Source organism: Arcobacter denitrificans (SeqCode) (assembly GCF_048571185.1).
GTDB lineage: Bacteria > Campylobacterota > Campylobacteria > Campylobacterales > Arcobacteraceae > Arcobacter > Arcobacter denitrificans.
Map to the genome: position 1 here is coordinate 705,532 of NZ_CP182350.1, position 22,035 is coordinate 727,566.

Consider the following 22,035-nt stretch of genomic DNA (forward strand, 5'->3'; position numbering starts at 1 on the left):
TTTGTGTGGCTTATTTCTTTTGGTTTTTGTAAGTGATAATTTTAAATTCTGCACCATTATTAGTATTATTAACTAAAAGTTTTCCATGCATATTATTTTCTATAATTAGCTTTGACATAAAAAGTCCAATGCCTGTACCATTTTTCTTTCCATGGGTAAAAAAGGGTTTAAATATCTCTTCAAGTGGACTTACACTTATTCCACCAGCATTATCTTCAATGTTTAAAATAATCTCATCTTCATACTCTTTTACTCTTATTATTATTTTAGGATTTTCTATTTTTCGCTGTATTAAAGCATCTTTTGCATTATTAAGTAGATTTATTAAAACTTGTGTATACTCGTTTTTATAGCCATGTACTATAGGATTTTTACTTACAAATATTTCAAGTGAAATATTATTTGCTTTAAAACTTCCACTCATTAGTTTATACGCAATATTAATTTGTTCTAAAAGTTTAAATTCACTTGTCTCTTTATTTGTAGCAAAAAAATTCCTAAAGTCATCTATTGTATTTGACATATACTTTGTTATCTCATTTAACTTTTCAATTGACTCTTTTATTTCTTCTTGCTCAAACTTAATACCTAAATTTATTTTACCCTCAAGAGGAATAAATAAAGAAGACAACTCCATAAGCGGCTGCCTCCACTGATGAGAAATATTATTTAACATTTCTCCCAATGCAGCCATTTTATTTTGAGAAAACATTATTTTATCTTTTTCTCTATTTTTTTCTATTTCTTTATTAATAATATTTTGTAACTCTTTATTCTTTTTTAAAAGTTCATAGAATTTTGCTTCTTTTCCTTTATTCATGCTTACTCATTAAAATTTTGGCCACTTGTAAAAGTTGGAGTAACAATCTCTTTTCCATCTTTTCCTATGTATCCTACTTTTTCATCTAAAACAACTTTTGTAAAATCTGAATAAAAATTATTTACAAAATCATACTTTGCTTCAACCACAACTTCACATTTTTGATTTATAAAACCCCATTTATCATTGTTTATAATTCTTGCATATGAATTTATAAAAGGGAAGATTTCATCAAATTTTCCTTCAAGTAAAACTTTCATTTTATTAGAGATACATCCCCATTTTTTATTTGGAAACTTTACAAAAGCAACACTATTTGAAAACTCTTTTGCATCTAAAAATAACGGCTCTTGTACAACTTTAAACTTCTCATTTAAGTATCCATATTTATTATCTTTTTTGATAATAAAAAATCCATTATAAATAGTTGATATAGTTTCATAGTTTGGATTTAACAAAAACTCATTTTTTTCATTTATAATTCCATATTTTCCATCTTTTTTAACTATTGAATAAAGTTTTCCATAACTATTATGAATCCAATGAAAATTAAGAAGATGTGGATGCTCTGTATAAACGTTTTTTTCATCTACGCTATCTAAGACAGACATTTCATCATAACTATTTTTTTGGATATCTGAATTTGATTCTTCATACAACATATACTTGCTATCATTGGAAACAATAATTGACTCACTTTTTGATGAACAACCATTAAATATAATAAGTAATAAAAATACAAAAATACAAAAAAGTTTTTTCATAAAATTTCCTTTTTATCTTTCATGCAAAGCATTTTGTTTAGCTTTTAAAATCGGTTTTAATATAAAATCAAGTATAGTTTTTTTACCTGTAATAATATCAACAGAAGCCACCATACCTGGTATAATTGGAAGTTTTACTCCATTTCTCTCTAAATAGTTTTTTTCTGCTTTTACTAAAACTCTATAATAACTTTTACCCTCTTTTGATTCTTTATCAATGATACTATCTGCTGATATCTCTATAATTTGTCCATCAAGTCCACCATAAACAGAAAAATCATATGCAGTTATTTTTATTATTGCTTTTTGACTTGGATTTATAAAGGCAATATCTCTTGGGTCAATTTTTGCTTCTACAACTAAAAGATTACTCTGTGGGACAATTTCTATTAAATCAATACCTGGCTGAACAACTCCCCCAATAGTATTATAATATAACTGTTTTACAATCCCATCAACAGGAGAGCTTATTGTTGTTTTTGCAACTTTATCCTTATCTCCAATTAACCTGGCTTCAAACTTATTTATTTCACTTGCAGTTTTTTGAAGTGTTTTAGAGGCTTCTGCTTTAAAAGAGTTTATCTTTTCTGCCATTCTATTTTTAGCTTCAGAAATAGCAAGTTTTGACCTTTTTACAGATAATAAAGCAGCCTCTAAATCACCTGCAACTTTGTTAAACTCTTTTTCAATATCTAGCAATTCATATTTTGACTTTACGCCTCTATTTACTAGTTTTTGTATAGTAACTCTTTGCTCTTTAATTAACTTATAACTCTTACTTAAGTTTTTGATGGTATTTTCTATCTCTTTTAACTCTTGTTCTTTTTGTCCAACTTGTGTCTCTAAAACTCTAACTGATGATTTTAATTCATTGAATCTATTTATTAATAAAGTTTTTTCTAAAATATCATACCGTGAACGATCTTGCATAACTTCTTCGGGGAATTTCAATTCTGGCAAATTTTTATTTAAATCAAGATTTGCTTCAATCTTCAATCTCTCTTTAATAGCTAACAAACTTAAATACTCTTGCTTACTCTCTTCTAAGGTTGCTTGAAATCTTGTAGTATCTATTTTCATAAGAGGGGCACCTTTTTTTACTATTTGTCCCTCTTTGACTAAGATTTCAGAAATTATCCCTCCATCTAAGGATTGTACTTTTTGTATTTTATCAGTTGGTATTACTTTTCCATTACCTCTTGCTAACTCATCAAGTTCAGCTACTGCTGCCCAAACTATTGCTATAGTAACAAAAGATGTTATAAATAAAAACAAAACATTCGATCTCTTACTTGGACTCTCGTTTGCATTTGAATAACTTGTATAAATAAATTCTAAATCTTCGTTTTCATCACCTTTTAATCCATAAAGTTTCTTAAACCAACCAAAAAATCCACTACTTTTTTCTTTTGATTTTACTTTCTGTGGCGATTGCTTATTCTTGTTCATTACTGCCACCTTTATTTAATTTATATAAATCTTCTTTGGGACCATCAAAAACTATTTTTCCATTGTCTAATATAATTGCTCTGTCAACAAGTTCTAATATAGATGTTTTATGAGTAACTACAATAACAGTTTTATCTAAAATGATATTTTTCAACTTATCTATGAAAGCTTTTTCTGTTTGGCTATCCATAGAATTAGTAGGTTCATCTAGTATCAAATAGTTTGGATCAGAAATAAGTGCACGAGCAAGTGTTACACTTTGTTTTTCACCTCCACTTAGTCCATCACCTCTTTCTCCTACCATTAAATCAAAACCTGCTTCATGTTTTCCTAAAAACTCATCTAGCCCAGCTACTTTTGATACCTGTAATAACTCTTCATCAGATACATACTGTTCCCCAATTGTAATATTATCTTTTATTGTTCCCATAAATAAAAATGGCTCTTGAGGTACAACTCCAATAGAACTTCTTAAATCAATAGGATCTATTTGTCGCACATCAACGCCATCTACTAAAACTGAGCCATTTTTAGGTTCATAAAGGTTCATAATAAGCTTTAAAAGAGTAGATTTACCAGTTCCTATTTTTCCTAAGATTGCAACTCTTTCTCCCTTTTTAATTGTAAGGTCTAAATTTTTTAAAATCTGATAATTACTCTCTTTATATGCAAAATCAACATTCTTAAACTCTATATTTCCATTTAAATCTGGTCTACTTATATAGTTTTTCTTATCTTTTTCAACAGGCATTTTCATAATTTCATCTAAATTATTCAAAGAAAGCATTGTTTTATCATATCTAACTATCAAGGATACTAGCTGAGAAACAGGAGCGATTGTTCTTCCGTTTAACATCATAGCAGCAATAATTGCACCCATAGTAATATCACCTTTACTTGCCAAATAAACTCCACCTGCAACTATTGCTATATTTGAAAATTGTGAAAGAAAAGCTGTAAAGAAACTTATACTTTGAGATAAAAACTGTCCTTTATCTGCATAGTGTACTGTTTTTCCAACGCTGTGATCCCAGTTTGTTCTCATTCTGTTTTGTGCTTTAACACTTTTTATAATCTCTAGTCCAGTGACTGTTTCTATTAGGGTAGTCTGTTTTATCTGCTCTTCTTTAACAGATTTTTCAATAATTGTTTTTAAAGGTCTTTGCATATACCAAGATAAAAGTATTGAGATTATCACTGTTGCAAGGGTAATTAATACTAAGGGTCCAGCAATATAAAATATAACAATTAAAAATAATATAGCAAAAGGAAAGTCAACTAAAGCTGCAATTGTTGCACTTGTAAAAAACTCTCTAACACTTTCAAAAGATTGCAATCTACTAACAAACTGTCCTGTTGATGCTGGCTTTGAATCAATTTTGATATTTAGTACATGGTTAAAAATTCTATTTGAAATAATTGTATCTGTTCTTTTACTTGCAATTCCTAAAAAGTAGGACCTTAAAATCTTCATTAAAAAATCAAATAACATCACAACACTAATACCAATAAAAAGTACCCACATTGTCTCAATTGCGTTATTTGGCAGAACTCTATCATAAACATTCATTGTAAATAATGGAGTTGCTAGTATAAAAATATTTATAAATAGTGATACTACTATTACTTGATTGTAAATAGCTTTATTTCTAAATAAAGTGCCCCAAAACCACTCTTTTGGTGTCTCTACAAGAATCTCTTTATCTAATCTATTATTAAAATTAAACTCAGGTTTTATGATTATTACTTCACCTGTAAATTCAGAGTTTAATTTATCCAAAGGAAGTTCAGTCTCACCAGAACTAACACCTGGAAGTATAACTTTTGCACTTGAATTCTTTACATCATAATCCAAAAGGACACAAGATCTATCTTTTTCCAATAATAAAACAACTGGTAAAGCTAGTTTAGTGAGTTTTTCAATACTTTTTCTTTCTACAATTTTTGTAGTTAGCCCTATTCTTTTAGAAGCCTTAATAAACATAGGTACATCAAAAGATCTATTGTGAATAGGTAGATTAAACTTTAAAGAATCAGCAGAAGTTTCTCTTTTATGGTATTTAGCTAAAAAAAGTAAACACTCTAATAAAGTATCAACTTCTCGTCTATCTTGCAATGTATGTAAATCACGTTCATTGTTTTCTGTATTACTCAAGTTAGCCCTTTTTTGTAAGTTTATTAATTATATTTTTTATACAACTCTTGATGCTTTTTAACTCTATTTATAATTGGTTTATTTTTTAAAATATTTTTATTAAAATTATTAATATCCACTTGTGCCTCTTTTGAAGTTTTATAAATACCGTATATAACTTTAGCATATTTTTTATCTGCTCCAAATTCATAAACAAAGGCATTGTCAATCAATTTATTTTCTAGGACAAAATCTTGTGCTTTTTCTAATGCACTAAAGGTAGCTAAATTAATAGTAAACTCATCTTTTGAAGCAGCTAACAAAAAATTTGTAGTTTTTGATTTTTCAATATTTTCTTTTGCAAGCTCATTTTTTAAAGCTTCAATATCTTTATTTTCTAAGGGTTCATTATTTAAAAGTTGTTGTGCTTCATCTACTAATTGTTCCAAGTCTTTTTTTTTAGATTCTTCTATAATTGGTTCTTTTATTTCATTACTAGCTAATTTATTTTTAGTCTCAGTTTCATTTGACTCACTAAGTTTAGCTTCTATGTCTTTGTCATGTTTTTTTACTACTGTTTTTTCTTGATCTTTTTTTATTTTGCTTATAAATGGTTTATTTCTTAATATTTCTTCATTAAAATTCTTCATGTCTAATTTTGCTTCAGCAAAAGTTTTATAAACTCCATAGGCAACTCTAAAATTAATTTTATCTGTACCTTTTGTATATAGAAATGCTTTATTGGAAAAGTCATTTTTTGATAAAAAGTTTTTGGCTCTTTTCATTGAGGAAAAACTTGCTATATTAATAGTATAGTTATCCTTTGTTTCTTTTATCTCATCTTGTTTTAACTCTTTTGCTTTTTTTTCGTTTTCTAATTTATCTATTTTTTTAACTACTTTTTTTTCTACTTTTGTTTTATTATCTATATGTTCAATATTTTTGTATTCATCTTGACTTAAATTAAAAGATTCAATTAATGAACTATCCATATCACTAATTAAATCACTAAGCTCAGATTGTGTTTCTTTATTCTGTTTTTTTGCAGAAAACTCTATTATTCTAGGTTCTATCTCTTCACAGTTTTGATTTTTTGAAGAGAGTATACTCTCTGTCAAAGAAGAGAAGTTATATAATAGTTCGTAGTAGTTATTTACTGCTATATATTCCAAATCTATCAATGTTTTTATTGATTCAAAGAGTTCACTTTGCGCATTTAATATATCTATAAAAGTTCTTGTACCTGCTAAAAATTGATCTCTGTATACATCTACAATATTTACATTTGCTTTCACATACTTTTCAATTTCAATCATTCTTGCTTGATACTTTTCATGTTTTCCATACAATGATTTTATTTGTGCAATTATTTCATTTGTAATCTCATCTAAGTTCTTTTTTTGTTCATTTAAAAAAATTCTCTCTTGTTCTGTAATAACTTTATCTTTATTACCATTAAACAAGTTCCAATTTAAATTTAATCTTGCATAAAAGTTTTTTGTTGTTCCATCTTCTGTTAAGTCTAAATCTTCATCAATAGAAGCCTTAAGTTCAAGATTTAGTTTTGGTAAAAACTCACCTTTTATTTGAGCTATTTTTTCTCTTTGTGTTTTTATTTTTTCTATTTGTTCTTGAATTTTATAGTTATTAAGTATTGCAAGTTTTATAGCTTCTTCAACTGTTTTAGGGATTTTTGTTTCATCTATAACGGGTCTGCATGTTCTACCCTTTGGTTTACTTCCTACATATCTAACATATGAAGCTATTGCTGTATCTTTTTTGTCTTCTTCTTCTACATATCTGTCAGCAACAAAATGTAGTTTTGAGGCTACTTGATATGTTTCCAATACTTCACCACTTATTTCTTCATTCTCTTTTGCAGTGTTCATATTTTCTTCATTTGTCTCAACCATATTTTTAGTAAGCTTTAACTTTTCATCACTTTTTACTAATTCTGTATATATTTTGACAGCTTCAAATACTGTTGTCTCAATTGCATTAAAACTTCTATATCTATTGGCTAACTCTTCATGTCTTGCTTGACTTACTTGAGAAGGAGTTATTCCACCATCATAAAGATATTGTCTAAAAGTAATTGCAGCATTATATCCATCTTTTCTACTCCATTCTCCATCTGTAGCAGAACTTTTTCTATCAAGATTTTCTTTGCCACTTTCTAAGTATGCATCAAGGTCTAATGTGGGTAAATAATTGCCCTCTGCATCATCAACATATTTTTTATACCCTTGTTGATTTTGAAGCTCTGATAATACATTTGGGTTATTTGTTATTACTTTTGAGATTGTGTCTTTTAGGCTTACAGCATTTAAGTTTATTATTAAAGTAAAATAGATTATTATGGCTAAATAAAAACTTTTTCTCAATTTCTTTCCTAAAATATTCAAATATAAATTATTTTATTATATACTTATGTTTACAATATAGTTGATAGTATACCTAAAAAAGGTTAATAAATGATAAACGAACTGACAAGAAAAAATAATAAATTACTAAAAAACAAGATTTTAAAAGAGTTAAGTTTATTATATATTGAAGATGAAGAAAATATTAGAATAAACATGATAAAAACTCTAAAGTTACTGGTAAATGATATTATCGACCTTCCTGATACAAAAGGTGCTTTAGAAGTTTTAAAAAATAAAAAAATTAATTTAATTATTTGTGATATTAATCTACCAAAACAAAATGGTATTGACTTTGTGAAAGAGGTTCGAAAGTTTGATCAAAAAATACCTGTGATTTTACTAAGTGCTTCCACAGACAAAGATTACTTACTTGAAGCTACTAGATTAAAACTTGTTGATTATTTAGTAAAACCTATTGATTTTAATATTTTACAGAGTGCTTTGCATAAAGTTGCAGATGAGATAATAGAGGATGGAAAATACCTTTTAAAATTTGAAAATGAAATTTTTTATAATTTTATTGAAAAAAATCTATATAGAATAAATGAAGAGAATAAAATAGCATTAACATTAAAAGAGATTGAATTATTGGAATATCTAATAATTCACGATCAAAGAGTCATCTCACAAGAAGAGATAAAAGAACATATATGGGAAGATGATGCTTGTGCAACAGATTCTGCTTTAAAAAATCTTTTAAATAAATTGCGAAAAAAAATAGGTAAAAATAGTATTAAAAATATATCAGGATTTGGATATAAAATTCAATACAATAACTAAAGAAAATTGTATTTAATTTTTTGTATCTATTGCAGTAATTGCTGTTTCAATATCCCTCATAATGGTATCTTCTTTATGTGTTAAGTTATATGATTCAATTATTGGACTCTCTGTATCACTGATTAAATCTTCAAGTTTCAACTCCATATCTTTATTTTGTTCTTTTGCTTTAAACTCTATTTGTCTAGGTTCTACCTCTTCACAATTTTGATTTTTTGAAGAGAGAATACTATTCGTTAAGGAAGAGAAGTTATACAATAACTGATAATAATTATCTAGTAAAATGTATTCTAAATCAATCAAGGTTTTTATTGATTCATATAGTTCACTTTGGGCGTTTAATATATCAATAAATGTTCTAGTTCCTGCCATAAACTGGTCTTTATATACATCTACAATATTTACATTTGCTTGTACGTAGTTCTGTATTTCTATAACTCTTGCTTTATATTTTAGATGTTTTCCATATAAAGATTTTACTTGAGAAACTATCTCTTCTGTAATATCATCTAAATTCTTTTTTTGTTCATTTAAAAAAATTCTTTCTTGCTGTGTAGCATTTTTATCTTTATTTCCATTAAATAAATTCCAATTAAAATTTAATCTTCCATAATAACTTTTAGATTTGCCATCCTCTGCTAAATCTAAATCCTTGTCTATTGATGCTTTAAATTCAAGATTTAATTTAGGTAAAAACTCTCCTTTTGTTTGAGCAATTTTTTCCCTTTGTGCTTTTATTTTTTCTATTTGTTCTAATATTCTATTATTATTTAAAATTGCAATTTTTAGAGCCTCTTGCAAGCTTTTTGGAATCTTTGACTCATCTATAACTGGTCTACAAGTTTTTCCTTTAGGTTTAATACCAACATACCTTTGATAAGAAGCTATTGCTGTATCCTTATTATCTTCTTCAACTAAATACCTATCAGCTACAAAGTGAAGTTTTGATGATACTTGATATGTCTCTAAAACTTCACCACTTATTTGCTCATTTTGTTTTGCAATATTCATATTTTCTTCATTTGTCTCAACCATGTTTCTTGTTAATCTAAGTTTTTCATCACTTTTTACCAAATTATTATATATTTGTATTGATTCTAAAACTGTCTTTTGAATAGAATCAAAACTTCTATATCTATTGGATAAATCTTCATGCTTTGCTTGACGTACCTTTGATGGAGTTATTCCTCCATCATAGATATATTGTCTTAATACTATTTCTGCATTGTAGCCATCTACTCTTTGCCATTTACCATCATTGGCAATTGATTTTCTATCTTGATTTTCTTTACCACTTTGAAGATATGTATTCAAATCAAGTGTTGGTAAATAATTGCTTTTTGCATCATCAACGTATTTTCCATAACCTTTTTGATGTAGTAGCTCTGCTTGAATAGTTGGATTATTTATCATTACTTTAGAGACTGTTTCTTTTAAACTTACAGCATTTAAACTTAATGTAGTGATTAACAGTACAATCAAATAAATAAAAGATTTATTTTTCAAAGTAATTCCTTAAAGTTATCTATTTTTAATAATAAAAGATGTTATTATAATAATAAAACAATTAAAACAAACTAAAAAGTATTTTTAAAGTAATTAATAAGCTATATAGTTATTTAACAAGGTGTCTTTTCAGCCTTTTGTAGTCAAATATTTGTAATTAAAGAATTTATTTAATTATTTAAAATGAAATGAAGTCTAGATTATAAAGAAAGGTAGTGTCAAACTTGTATCAATTGCGAGAATTTAAAAACTAATTATTATATGGTTTGAAGATTATTAAAAGTCTTGGTAGTAATAATAAAGCAGAACTAAGTATTGTAATCATAACTATCACAGTTAAAAGTCCAAAATATATTGTAGGTATCAAATTGGATAACACTAAGATTGAGAATCCTAGTACAACAGCCAAAGTAGTATAATACATGGCATATCCAATACTAGCATGGGATCTTTTCATGGCCTCCACATAGTTGTGGTCTTTTTTGTACTCTTCTTTAAAACGATGAATGTAATGTATTGTATCATCAACACCTATTCCTATACTTATTGCAGCAATTGTGATGGTCATAATATCTAAAGGAATGCCAAGCCATCCCATAATTCCAAAAACTATACCTATTGGCACAATATTTGTAATAATAGCTATAAAAGCGATTTTCAATGACCTAAAAAGAATAATAAACATCAAAAACAAAATAGCCACAACAAAACCTAAAGTTTTGATTTGTGAGTCAAAGAGTGATTGAAGCATATTATTATACAAAACCATAAGGTTTGTTAATTTATAACTTGCCACATTTGAGGGAATTATTTGAGCTAAATCTTTTTTGATTTTTTGTAAAAATTCATTTCTTCGTAAGTCTGGGTTGGAATCTTTTATTCTTACATTAAACCTTGCTTGATTATTCTCAATATTTATATAAGGAGATAGTATTAAGTTTTTATATTTTTCAGGTAGTTTATTATATAAAAGTGCTAATTTAAAGCCATCTAAATTTACATCATTATTTAATGTCTTACCTACTTTTAGAAGTGTTGCCAAGGATTGCACATTGCCAACAGAATCTAAACTTTCTAAATAATCATGAACTTTCATAATCAAATCCATTTTATTCTGAGTGAACCAATATTGAGCATCATTTGAAGTTGCTTGAAACTCATCTTCAAATGAAAACTCATCAAAGGAAACATCTTCTTTTTTTTCTTCTACTTTAAAATCTATAATCACATCTAAAGGTGTAGTACCACCTAGTTTTTTATCGATTACTTCCATACCTTTGTATATTTGCGTATCTTTTTTAAAATAATTTATAAATGAATTTTCTACTTTTAACTTCATAGTTCCAGAAATACTAAATAGTATAATAATTCCAGTTGCAATAAAAATATATTTTGGTTTTTTTTCTACAATATATGAAGTGATTGTTGTCAAAGATGAGTTGTTTTGAAGCTGTTTATGTGGTCTTTTAATTTCACACATTATCATAACTGCAGGAAAAACAATAAAAGATATAAGTAATGACATAGCAATACCTGCACTCATCATCCAACCTAAATTTATAACAGGATGAATTCCAGAAAAAACAAGTGACCCAAAACCTGCTATTGTAGTAATAATAGCAAAAAATGATGGGTTTAGTTTTGATAAAATTGTGTTAATTACTAATTTATATTGAGAAGGATGTTTAAACTTTCCACTAAGTTCTCTATATCTTACAATCAAGTGCAGAACTATAGAAATAGTAATAATAAGTTGAAGTGCTATAAAGTTTGAAGAGATAACAGTTATTTCCCATGCAAACAATCCAAGTAATCCTGAAGTTGCAACTACTGAAAGTGTACAAATTAAGATGGGCAAAGTTATCCATACAATTTGTCTAAAGATTACCCATAAAACTGTGATTAAAATTAAAACTAAACTAGAACCATAAATTAGTAAATCATTTTTTACAAAACCAATAATATCATCAGCAATCATAGTAACACCACCTAAAAATAGCGTGACCTGATTTTCATACTTTTTAATTATTGCTCTTACTTTTAGAATATTTTGATGTTCTAATTCTCTTAATCTATCCCTGTAAGTTTTAAATTCAGTTTTTAATGTATCTAGTTGTTCTTCTTCAACTTTTGAAATAGAACCATCTCTTTGTTTTTGTATTAAGTTATTTCTTTTTTCTATAAACTCAAAATATTTATTATCTCTTGTTAGGTTAATCACTAACGAAGTTGTCTTAAAATCAGCACTTACAAGTGCATTTTTATATAAGGGACTAGTTAGAAACTCTTTTTTTGCAAGCTTTTTATCTACCTCTTTATCTTCTAATAGATATACTTTATCAACTAGGTCTTTTATCTCTCTTACAGGAGATTGAAGCATAGGTACTGTCAAAATTGAAGTTACTGAATCTACGCGAGAAAGATTTTCCAAATCACTTGAAATAGCTTTTATTAAATCAATAGTTTTTTGAGATAGCAGGTCATCTTTAGGAGTAAGTGTTAAAACTAAGATGTCACTATTATTGTATCTTTTATTTATTTGTCTTGTTAGTTTTAAATCTTTGTCATTTTCTAACATAAGAGTTTGAGAAGAGGCATCTATTTCTAATTTGGTAGAAAAATAACCTAGAACTGCAATAATTACAAACAGCCCCAAAAGAACACTTTTAGGACTGTTTATAATAAATCTATCGAAAAATGATTTCATAAACTACTTATTTGAACCGTTTAAACTAACCAATAAATCTTTAAAACTGTTATTTTTCAGATATCCCGAAAACTGCTGTCTGTATGTCTGCATAATACTAACACCGATTATATTAACATCATAAATTAGCCAATTATTATCTGTTGCTTTAAAAAACTTATACTCTATCTCATATTTATCATCTTTTCCTATTAAGTAAGTTAATAGTTTGATTCTTTTAGGATTTATTTTTTCTAAATCATTTATTTCGATCTTTTGATTTGTATAAAGGTCTAGCTTATCAATATATGAATTTTTTAACCTTAGTTCAAAAAGCTTTGTAAACTCATCTTTTTCTTGACTTGATAGATTTTTCCAATCACTTCCTAATGCAATTTGAGACATAATTTTATAATCAAAAACTTCATCCATAATTAAAAAAATCTTTTCTGTTTTTTCCAACTTTGTTTGAGTTTTTTCTTGTAATATTTCAATTACTGTATCAATTTTTGCTTGCATTATCTCTTTTATTTTAGACTCTTCAAGTGCAAATAGATTATTTGAAAAGACAAATAATGAAATTAGTAAAAATAAAACTTTCTTCATATACATAAAATTATTCCTTAATCTCTTTTTCTCTTTTTTGTTCATATATATTTCTTAAAAATGGATATAAATCTAATGCATCTTTTTTAAGATCTTGATATCTTCCTAAAGTAAATGAATTTTTATTTATATTATTTGAAGTTGATATATAAATTGTTTGTTCACTATTATTTGGAATTTTATATTTTAGGTCACTATCTCCCATATCATTTAAAGGAGAAACATAAGCACTAGCAACTAATCCAAAAGTATCTCTTAAATTAGAAGGCCCTAAAATAGGTAAAACGATATGAAATCCTGAACCCATTCCATAAAACCCCAATGTTTGTCCAAAATCTTCATCATGAGCTTCCCAGCCAAGTTCTTCACTTGCGGGGTCCATAAATCCCAATAATCCAAAAGTGCTATTTACTAGAAATCTACCTAACTCTTCAGCACTATTTTCAAATTTGAATTGTAATAAATTATTTACAAATCTAATTGGAAATAAAAGATTATCAAAGAAATTTGAAACACCAGTTCTTGCAACTTCTGGCATAACTGTTTTATATCCTCGTGTTACAGGGTCAAATACATATATGTAAACCTTGTCATTAAATGAAGTCATTACTCTGTTATATCCACTCAATGGATCAAAAACCTCTAACTTTTTATCATTAAATTCATCTGAAAAGTCACTATTGATTGTATCTGATGCTAAAGCAGCATTAAATAACAAAATTATGGTAAAAATAACATTCTTCAATTGCAGTCCTAAGTTTATTTTTAATTTTTGGATTATATTATAACTTTAATTATTAGCTCATAAAATTATCTGCATAAAAGTTATCTTTAAAGAATTAAAAAACTTTGTATAGTTTATACTCACTTCTTGGAAGTTTAATTTAATTTGTGATTGAATTCAGGAACTATCTCTTTTAAAACTTTTATTTTATCATCACTTACTAAGAGCTCTTCTATTTTTTTATTTAATAAGTTTATATCAAGTTTTGTTGAACTTGCAACTGTAATTGATTCATAATCAGTTCTTTTATCACTATCATCCATAAGAAGCTCTTCATATAATTTTTCACCAGGTCTTAATCCGCAATACTCAATCTGTATCTCATCTCTACCACTTAATTCAATCATTTTTTTAGCTAAATCAACTATTTTAATAGGCTCTCCCATATCTAAAATAAATATCTCTCCACCTTTTCCTATTGAAGCTGCTTGAAGGACAAGTTCACAAGCTTCTGGTATAAGCATAAAATATCTAGTAATATCAGGATGAGTGACTGTGATATTCTTTCCTTGTTCTATTTGTGATTTAAATTTTGGTATAACACTACCGCTACTTCCTAAAACATTTCCAAATCTAACTGCAACTATCTCTGTATTTGAACTTTTTACATTCTGGGAATAAAGTTCGCAGATACGCTTAGTAGTTCCCATAACATTTGTAGGTCGAACAGCTTTATCTGTAGAAATTAATACAAATTTTTCAACCGCATATTTTATAGATAAATCTATGCAGTTTTTGGTTCCAATTATATTATTTGAGATACCTTCTAATATATTATCTTCCACCAATGGTACATGCTTGTATGCAGCTGCATGTATTACAATTTGTGGTTTATATTTTTTAAATGTATTTTCAATAAAACCAAAATTTCTAACTGTCTGCATAACAGGAACTATATTGTTACCAGCCAATTCTTCGACGATTTGATAAAGGTTGTATTCACTGTGATCTAATAATATCAGTTGCTTTGCACCAAACTTTTTACACTGTCTACTTATTTCACTTCCAATACTTCCGCCAGCACCAGTAATTAATACAATCTTATCTTTAATAAAATTCTCTATTTTATCTTTATCCAAATCTTTTGGATGCCTTGCAAGTAAATCTTCAACTGAAATATCTTTTAACTGTGTTGAAAAATCTTTATCTTGAAGTATCTCATTTAAAGAAGGCAGTATTTTAATTGTTTTAAAATAAGGGCTAAGTTTTTCATAAATAAATTTTATTCTACTTTTATTTGCACTTGGCATTGCAATAACTAAAAGGTCAAATTTATTGTTTTTAATTTTATTCTTAAGTTTTGATTTTGAAATTATTTGTATACCATCTACACTTCTTTTTTGAAGTGTTTTAGAGTCATCTACAAAGTATTTAATATTGTATTGACTATTTCTATACTCTTCACCTAACTTGATTCCAGCTTTTCCCGCGCCATATATTACCACTGATTTATCTTTTATTGTTTTTGTTTTATTTACAAAATAATTATATGAATACATTAAAAAATTTATAGAAAATAGATATAAAAAAAGCTCACTTGCAAGAAGAGCAAATCTAACTTCTCCATAAAAAATAGGTAAATAAACAACAAATGCACTTATGTAAACCATACTTTTAATTAAAAATGTTCTTTGTGTAGATTTACTCCAAGAAAGAGAATAATCTTTATAAATCAAAAACGAAGTAATAACTCTTACAGTAATAACTCCAAATATTACACTAAAAATAGGTTTTTGATGAAAAATAAAAAATGTCCAATAAAATGTTATAAAAGTTAAAACTATAATAACTAATATATTTAAGATACGTTTGTCAAGATAAAACATATACTATCCTAAGTTTTTTATTATAATATCACATATTATTTTTACATCTTCATTTGTCATGCATGTACTGCTTGCTACACACAGACCTTTTTTAAATAACTCTTCACTTGTTCCATCGACAAAAACTTTATTATGTTCAAACAACTTCTGCATATGCATAGGCTTCCAAAGAGGTCTTGATTCTACATTAATTTCTTCAAGAGCTCCAACTATTTTATGTGGGTCTGTTTTCTCAAAAGTTAAAGCTGTAAGCCATCTGTTACCTCGACTATTTTCAAGCTCTGGCATTAAAGTTATCTCTTCTACATCTATCAAATACTCTTTATACCATGAAAATATTTCTCTCTTTTTAAAAACTCTATCTTCTATGACTTCCATTTGTGCTACACCAATAGCTGCAAGAACATTTGACATACGATAGTTATAGCCATACTCTTTATGTTCATAATGAATATAATTTTCTTTTGCTTGAGTCGAATAAAATTTTGCTTTTTCAATCCAATCTTTATTCGAGCTTACAAGCATACCACCACCACTTGTAGTAAGAATTTTATTCCCATTAAAGCTATATATTCCAAAGTCTCCAAAAGTACCTGTATGCTTATCTTTAAAAGTAGCTCCCAAAGACTCTGCTGCATCTTCTATTAAATAAATGCCATACTCTTTACAAATATTACTAATTTTTTGGATATCTGCACTCATTCCATAAAGATGCGTTATTATCAAAGCTTTAGGCATCTTTTTAGTTGTTTTTAAATACTCTTTGAGAAGATTTGGACATAAATTCCAACTCTTTTTATCACTATCAATAAAAACTGGATTTGCGCCTTGATAAAGGATAGCATTAACAGAACCTATAAATGTAAAAGTAGAAGCTAAGACATCATCCTCTTTTCCTACTCCTAAAACTCTTAAAGCAAGATGAATAGCAGCCGTTCCACTTGTAACTGCAAGTGCATTTTCTGTACTAGTATAATTTACAATACTCTCTTCAAATTTATTCACATATTCACCTAAAGGAGCTATATAGTTACTTTCAAATACTTTTTCTATATATTTTAATTCATTTCCACTCATATGTGGTGCACTTAAAAATAGTCTTTTATTCATACTTTTATAATTCCTCAACTTCTCTACATGGATTTCCATAGGCTTTTATATTATCTTTTATATTTTTTACTACTACTGAACCTGCACCAACTATAGAGTTTTTACCAATAGTTAATCTTTGAATTATACAAGAACCTAATCCCACATGTGCACATTGTTTTATTTTTACATTTCCAGCAAGCGTTACATTTGGTGATATATGTACGAAATTTTCAATAACAGACTCATGCTCTATGATTGAAGCACTGTTTAAGATAACTGCTTTTCCTATTTTTGAATTTGCATTTACAACTACATTTGGCATAATTACAGTACCTTCTTCTAAAATAACACTAGGTGATAAGATAGCACTAGGGTGTATTAAGTTTACAATTTTAAAGTCATATTTCTTTACTTTTTCAAAAAGTTTTTTCCTAGTGTTATTATCTCCTATACCAAAACTTATTGGAATATGATTAGATTTTTTAATATTTTCAAAACTTGGATAAGAATTTTTTCCATCATCTACAAAAATAATATCATCATATCCATTACTTCTTGCAATATCAGCAACAACTAAACCATGTCCACTGGCACCATATATATAAATCGATTTCATATCATTTACTTCCTGTAAACTTTTCCATAGTAACACTTGAACTTGAGCTTATATCACTTCTTTTTATAACCTTTAAAAAAGTTAACCATAGTATTTTTAAATCAAGCCAAAAAGATTGATTATCCACATATTCTATATCGTACTCAAACTTTTGTTCCCAAGATATAGCATTTCGTCCATTCACTTGCGCCCATCCTGTAATACCTGGTTTTACATCATGTCTTCTTTTTTGTTCATCATTGTACAAATCAAGATACTCTATAAGCAATGGTCTGGGTCCTACAAAGCTCATTTCTCCCTTTAGTACATTAAAGAGCTGAGGCAACTCATCTAAGCTTGTACTTCTTATAAACTTTCCTAAACCTACAAGTCTTTGTTTATCAGGAAGTAAATTTCCTTGTGTATCTGTTTCATTTGTCATTGTACGGAATTTATATATTCCAAATATTTTTTCTCTATAGCCAGGTCGTTTTTGTCTAAAAAAGATAGGACTACCCATTTTTAAATATACTAAAATACTCACAAAAATAATTATTGTAGAAAAACAAATCAATAATATCAATGATAATAAAATATCAAATATTCTTTTCATAAACTTCCATATACTCTTTGACTACTATTTTAACATCAAATTCATTTAATACTTTAATTCTACCATTTTTACCCATTTTATGTCTTAAATCTTCATCTAAAATTAATTTCTCTATTCCTAAGGATAATGAATTAGAATCTTTAACCTTAACTAAAATTCCATTGAAATTATTATTAACTACTTCTCGACATCCAATTGCATTTGTAGTTATAATAGCCTTTGACATCGAAGCAGCTTCCAATAAAGTTCTAGGAACTCCCTCCCTATAACTTGGTAAAACATAAATATCGCATAATGCAGTTAATTCTAAAATATCATTTCTATGTCCTAACCAAATTACATTTGATGATATCAAGAACTCTTTATTAGCACATGATAAATTACCTTCATCAGTATCACCTACATATAAGAACTTTACATTAGGATATTTTTGACTTAAATAATTTGCAGATTCGTAGTATTCTTTTATACCTTTATCCCAAATTGCTCTTGCAACCATTAATACAACTAAAGAATCTCCAATATCTAACTTATTTTTTAAATCATCAACTCTCTCTTTACTTACTCTTTCAATATCATATTTTAAACTATCAATACCAGAACTTTTAATTAAAATTGCATTTTTTTTAGAAACAAGCTTTTTTTCAATAAAATAATTCATATCATCAGAATTTTGAAAAATCACCCCATTTACTTTTTTATTTGCCTCTTTATAAAGCTTTTCTATTACAGTTCGAATAGTTTTAGCTTTTTTAGTATTTTGTATATAAAAACTTCCCATACCAGTTACTGTATTCAAAATTTTAGGCACTTTTGCAAAATGTCCTGCAATTGATCCATATATGTTAGGTTTTGCTGTAAAACTATGTAAGATATCTAAATTAAGTGGCTTAATTGTTTTATAAATATTTCTAATTGTTTTAAGTTCTTTAAATGGATTTAAACTCTTTCTTGAAATTTTATATGAAATTGCTGTTATTCCATATTTTTTAAATTCATAAAACTTCTCCCCTTTTGGACATATTGCAAAAACTTCATATCCTTTATTAACCAGTTCAATCATGATAGGTAATCTAAAAAGATACAGGTTTATATCTATATGTGATAAGAAAGCTACTCTCATTGATTTTTCTTCCATATTTCTAAACAATACATATTCCATAACATTTTTGCTCTCTTTTCATCAGAGACACTTATTTTATCATTTAAAATATCATTAATAAATTTCTGTTCAATAAACGTAGAAGAATAAGAATTCTGTTTTAATGTATCAAAAATATTTTCTTTTAAATCCTTATTCACCCAATCCTTTAGTGGCACTTCAAAACCTCTTTTGGGCTGTGTAATTAATTCTTTTGGAAGATATTTTTTAGACAATTCTCGTAAAATATGTTTTGTATTTTTTCCATTAACTTTAAATTTGTTATCTAATCTAGGAGCAAACTCAAGCATATATTTACTCAAAAAAGGGCTTCTTCCTTCCAGTGAGTTTGACATGGTTGCAATATCCATCTTAACCAATAAATCAGAAAATAATAAAAGATGAAAATCAGAATATAACATTTTAGATAAGTCATCCAAGTCTATCTTTCTACAAAATTCATCCATTTGTGTAATAATAGAATTATCTTTGAAAGAATATACATCTTCATATATATCATAAGTAGAACTTAAATAGAAATCAAGACCTTCTTTCTTTGACATAGCTAATAATCTATAAAAATAGTTGTATAACGATTTTTTACTATTTGATTTAGGTAATACTTTTAATAAAAATGAAAAACTTTTAGCAATTCCAATTAAATTATTTGCAGCAGGAACATATCTTCTATATCCTCCAAACAATTCATCTGCACCATCACCATTTATAATGACCGTAACATGTTTTTTCGCTTCACGACTAACATAATAGCTGGGTAATGCACTACTATCCATGAAAGGTTGTCCATAGTTTAAAAGTATTGTTTCTATATCATCTTTTAAATTCATAGAGATATTTAACTCTGTGTGTTCTGTATTATATTTTAATGCTGTTAATTTTGCCAAGTGCGATTCATCATATGTTCCATCAAATTTCACGGTAAAGGTTTTTAGATTATTGGTATACTCACTTGCAATTGAAACAGCCAAGGAACTATCAATTCCACCACTTAAAAAAGCACCTACTTCTAAGTCTGAAGATAAAAGTCTATCCTTAACACTCTTATGAAATAGAGTATCAAGCTGCTGTATTGCAACATCAAAATTCATTATACGTGGCTTATTATAATAATCCAATATATCAAAATATTTGAATTCACTCATTGCTCTAGAAGTAATATCTACTTCATAATAGTGTCCTGCTTTTGCTTCTGTTACATTTTGATATGGAGTAAAGGAGTTAAAGAAAAATCCACTTCTTATATATGAATAAATTGCCTCTTCATTAACTTTAATATTAGGTACTGCAGTTTTTATTGCATTTAACTCACTAGCAAAAAAGAAAGAATCATTATCTTCATAAAAAAACAAAGGTTTTTTCCCTGCTCTATCACGTGCAAAAACAAGTTTGTTTTTTGATTTATCAAGTATTGTAAACACAAACATACCATCAAGCATTTCATACATTTTTTCTTGAAATTTTATATATAAATACAATAATGTCTCTGTATCTGACGTAGTTAAGAACTCAAATTCAGTAAGTTCTTCTCTTAATGTCAAGTGATTATAAATTTCTCCATTAAAAATAATAGAATATTCTTGACCATTTATACTAAAATGAAATGGTTGCTGTCCATGTGAAATATCTTGAATAGATAAACGAGTATGTAATAATACAACACTATTACATATGAACTCAGATTGTTCGTCTGGTCCCCTGTGAAATAATGAATCTTTAATAGAGTTTAAATTATACTTTTTATAGTTTATACTTCCTGCTATTCCACACATGTTTTATCTCTCCCTCTTTTATCAAGATAATTTAAAATTAAAAAAAGGAAAAAAGGAAAAAACATCCATTTTTGCCTCAATGATATTCCTAAATTAGCAGTTGTCATAGCCAACAAACTCCATATTACTATAGTGTAAATAAATATATAGATAAAATAACTTTCACTATAATTTAATCTTATTCTAAAAAACTCATATAAAAAAAGTATGAATAGAACTAAAAAGAATAAATTCTCAAAAGATACAAAAAATCCAAGTATATTTTTTACATCATAAAATACTGGTCTAAAGGCATATGTAAATAACTGTTCTAAATATGTCATTTGAGTAATATCTACTGCACCATCACCATGTTGATTAAATGTCCCTTTCAACAAAATATATTCTTTAACATCAGATACTCCAAGTCCCATATAATTTAAAAATATATTTCCAATCAAAACCGCTATACAAATTCCTATAAAAAAAATTAAAATTTTCATAATGCTATTTATATTTATCGTTATTATAAAATATAAGACAAAAGAAATTATCATAATTCCAGCAATGTGTGGTCTAATCATAAACATTGTAAATATTCCAAATATTAATAATAAATATCTATTTTTTAAATCAATTATTGAGTATAATGTCAATCCTATTGACATCATTGAAAATGGCTCTTTACCTATCGCAACAGACCAAAAATGGATACTCGGGAAAAAGATTATAACCAGAGCAATTTTTTTTATAAGCTGGTCTTTTATAGTTTGGACTATACTTGAATAAAATAATAAAATACCTAAGAACCCAAAAAGATGAAAAAACATAAACTGACCAAACCATGATAGGTTTAAAAAGTTATAAAAAATATAGACAAGATATTCAATAAATTGTGTTCCTGGGTTAAATATTAATGTATCAGGTTCAGCAATTGCAAAATAAGTAAAATAACCTTTTGAATCCGAAACAAAGTAATCACAATATATCATATAAAAAAGTGAAAATAATGTATGCCATAGATATAACACTATAGTGATTTTT

17 protein-coding genes are annotated in these 22,035 nt (G+C 27.0%); 1 reads left to right on the top strand and 16 read right to left on the bottom strand.

Going from position 1 to position 22,035, the window contains the following annotated elements:
* Positions 1–10: 10 nt before the first annotated feature.
* From ACNI28_RS03540 to ACNI28_RS03560, 5 genes are read right to left on the bottom strand one after another with little or no spacing between them, the layout of a single operon-like run.
* On the bottom strand, positions 11–820 hold the full coding sequence (locus tag ACNI28_RS03540) for a sensor histidine kinase (RefSeq protein ID WP_419765588.1): 810 nt from the start codon (positions 818–820) through the stop codon (positions 11–13).
* Positions 821–822: 2 nt separating this feature from the next.
* A complete protein-coding gene (locus ACNI28_RS03545) occupies positions 823–1,584 on the bottom strand; it encodes a WG repeat-containing protein (protein WP_419765589.1) in 762 nt (253 codons plus the stop codon).
* A 12-nt stretch (positions 1,585–1,596) separates the two neighbouring features.
* Complete coding sequence (locus ACNI28_RS03550; RefSeq protein ID WP_419765591.1) at positions 1,597–3,033, bottom strand: HlyD family type I secretion periplasmic adaptor subunit; 1,437 nt, start codon at positions 3,031–3,033, stop codon at positions 1,597–1,599.
* Positions 3,020–5,188: a type I secretion system permease/ATPase gene (locus ACNI28_RS03555; RefSeq protein ID WP_419765592.1), complete on the bottom strand. Its 2,169-nt coding sequence runs from the start codon at positions 5,186–5,188 to the stop codon at positions 3,020–3,022. Before ACNI28_RS03555 ends, ACNI28_RS03550 begins: the two co-directional genes overlap by 14 nt.
* Before the next feature lie 23 nt (positions 5,189–5,211).
* Positions 5,212–7,551 carry a TolC family protein gene (locus ACNI28_RS03560; RefSeq protein WP_419765594.1) on the bottom strand — a complete coding sequence of 780 codons (2,340 nt, stop codon included), beginning with the start codon at positions 7,549–7,551 and terminating at the stop codon, positions 5,212–5,214.
* A gap of 90 nt (positions 7,552–7,641) precedes the next feature.
* Here ACNI28_RS03560 and ACNI28_RS03565 point away from each other — a divergent pair, with 90 nt between their 5' ends.
* Entirely contained in the window at positions 7,642–8,373 is a 732-nt protein-coding gene (locus tag ACNI28_RS03565; protein WP_419765596.1) for a response regulator transcription factor, read from the top strand.
* A 12-nt stretch (positions 8,374–8,385) separates the two neighbouring features.
* On the opposite strand, the gene ACNI28_RS03570 is transcribed toward ACNI28_RS03565, so the two are convergent.
* The 11 genes from ACNI28_RS03570 to ACNI28_RS03620 all read right to left on the bottom strand — a co-directional run bounded on the left by ACNI28_RS03570 (position 8,386) and on the right by ACNI28_RS03620 (position 21,983).
* A complete protein-coding gene (locus tag ACNI28_RS03570) occupies positions 8,386–9,879 on the bottom strand; it encodes a TolC family protein (RefSeq protein ID WP_419765598.1) in 1,494 nt (497 codons plus the stop codon).
* Positions 9,880–10,129: 250 nt separating this feature from the next.
* A complete protein-coding gene (locus tag ACNI28_RS03575; protein WP_419765599.1) occupies positions 10,130–12,586 on the bottom strand; it encodes an efflux RND transporter permease subunit in 2,457 nt (818 codons plus the stop codon).
* Between the two features lie 3 nt (positions 12,587–12,589).
* Positions 12,590–13,177: a Tgt2/MlaC family protein gene (locus ACNI28_RS03580; protein ID WP_419765601.1), complete on the bottom strand. Its 588-nt coding sequence runs from the start codon at positions 13,175–13,177 to the stop codon at positions 12,590–12,592.
* Positions 13,178–13,181: 4 nt separating this feature from the next.
* Positions 13,182–13,916, bottom strand: coding sequence for an MlaA family lipoprotein (locus ACNI28_RS03585; protein ID WP_419765603.1), 735 nt, complete (start codon positions 13,914–13,916; stop codon positions 13,182–13,184).
* A gap of 134 nt (positions 13,917–14,050) precedes the next feature.
* Entirely contained in the window at positions 14,051–15,781 is a 1,731-nt protein-coding gene (locus tag ACNI28_RS03590) for a polysaccharide biosynthesis protein (RefSeq protein ID WP_419765605.1), read from the bottom strand.
* A gap of 3 nt (positions 15,782–15,784) precedes the next feature.
* Positions 15,785–16,891 carry an aminotransferase class V-fold PLP-dependent enzyme gene (locus ACNI28_RS03595; RefSeq protein WP_419765607.1) on the bottom strand — a complete coding sequence of 369 codons (1,107 nt, stop codon included), beginning with the start codon at positions 16,889–16,891 and terminating at the stop codon, positions 15,785–15,787.
* Between the two features lie 4 nt (positions 16,892–16,895).
* A complete protein-coding gene (locus ACNI28_RS03600) occupies positions 16,896–17,489 on the bottom strand; it encodes an acetyltransferase (RefSeq protein WP_419765609.1) in 594 nt (197 codons plus the stop codon).
* A gap of 1 nt (position 17,490) precedes the next feature.
* Positions 17,491–18,081, bottom strand: a complete 591-nt coding sequence (locus ACNI28_RS03605) for a sugar transferase (RefSeq protein WP_419765611.1) — start codon at positions 18,079–18,081, stop codon at positions 17,491–17,493.
* Complete coding sequence (locus ACNI28_RS03610; RefSeq protein ID WP_419765613.1) at positions 18,065–19,243, bottom strand: glycosyltransferase family 4 protein; 1,179 nt, start codon at positions 19,241–19,243, stop codon at positions 18,065–18,067. Before ACNI28_RS03610 ends, ACNI28_RS03605 begins: the two co-directional genes overlap by 17 nt.
* Positions 19,201–21,012, bottom strand: a complete 1,812-nt coding sequence (asnB, locus tag ACNI28_RS03615; RefSeq protein WP_419765615.1) for an asparagine synthase (glutamine-hydrolyzing) — start codon at positions 21,010–21,012, stop codon at positions 19,201–19,203. Before asnB ends, ACNI28_RS03610 begins: the two co-directional genes overlap by 43 nt.
* Complete coding sequence (locus ACNI28_RS03620) at positions 21,000–21,983, bottom strand: hypothetical protein (RefSeq protein WP_419765617.1); 984 nt, start codon at positions 21,981–21,983, stop codon at positions 21,000–21,002. The genes asnB and ACNI28_RS03620 overlap by 13 nt, the downstream gene beginning before the upstream one ends.
* Positions 21,984–22,035 lie beyond the last annotated feature (52 nt).

Bases quoted from the DNA above. Each gene is read 5' to 3' on its own strand.
- ACNI28_RS03565 (WP_419765596.1), top strand. From the start codon at position 7,642: ATGATAAACGAACTGACAAGAAAAAATAATAAATTACTAAAAAACAAG.
- ACNI28_RS03545 (WP_419765589.1), bottom strand. From the start codon at position 1,584: ATGAAAAAACTTTTTTGTATTTTTGTATTTTTATTACTTATTATATTT.
- ACNI28_RS03610 (WP_419765613.1), bottom strand. From the start codon at position 19,243: ATGGAATATGTATTGTTTAGAAATATGGAAGAAAAATCAATGAGAGTA.
- ACNI28_RS03595 (WP_419765607.1), bottom strand. From the start codon at position 16,891: ATGAATAAAAGACTATTTTTAAGTGCACCACATATGAGTGGAAATGAA.
- ACNI28_RS03575 (WP_419765599.1), bottom strand. From the start codon at position 12,586: ATGAAATCATTTTTCGATAGATTTATTATAAACAGTCCTAAAAGTGTT.
- ACNI28_RS03580 (WP_419765601.1), bottom strand. From the start codon at position 13,177: ATGTATATGAAGAAAGTTTTATTTTTACTAATTTCATTATTTGTCTTT.
- ACNI28_RS03620 (WP_419765617.1), bottom strand. From the start codon at position 21,983: ATGATATATTGTGATTACTTTGTTTCGGATTCAAAAGGTTATTTTACT.
- ACNI28_RS03590 (WP_419765605.1), bottom strand. From the start codon at position 15,781: ATGTTTTATCTTGACAAACGTATCTTAAATATATTAGTTATTATAGTT.
- ACNI28_RS03600 (WP_419765609.1), bottom strand. From the start codon at position 17,489: ATGAAATCGATTTATATATATGGTGCCAGTGGACATGGTTTAGTTGTT.
- ACNI28_RS03540 (WP_419765588.1), bottom strand. From the start codon at position 820: ATGAATAAAGGAAAAGAAGCAAAATTCTATGAACTTTTAAAAAAGAAT.
- ACNI28_RS03550 (WP_419765591.1), bottom strand. From the start codon at position 3,033: ATGAACAAGAATAAGCAATCGCCACAGAAAGTAAAATCAAAAGAAAAA.
- ACNI28_RS03605 (WP_419765611.1), bottom strand. From the start codon at position 18,081: ATGAAAAGAATATTTGATATTTTATTATCATTGATATTATTGATTTGT.
- asnB (WP_419765615.1), bottom strand. From the start codon at position 21,012: ATGTGTGGAATAGCAGGAAGTATAAACTATAAAAAGTATAATTTAAAC.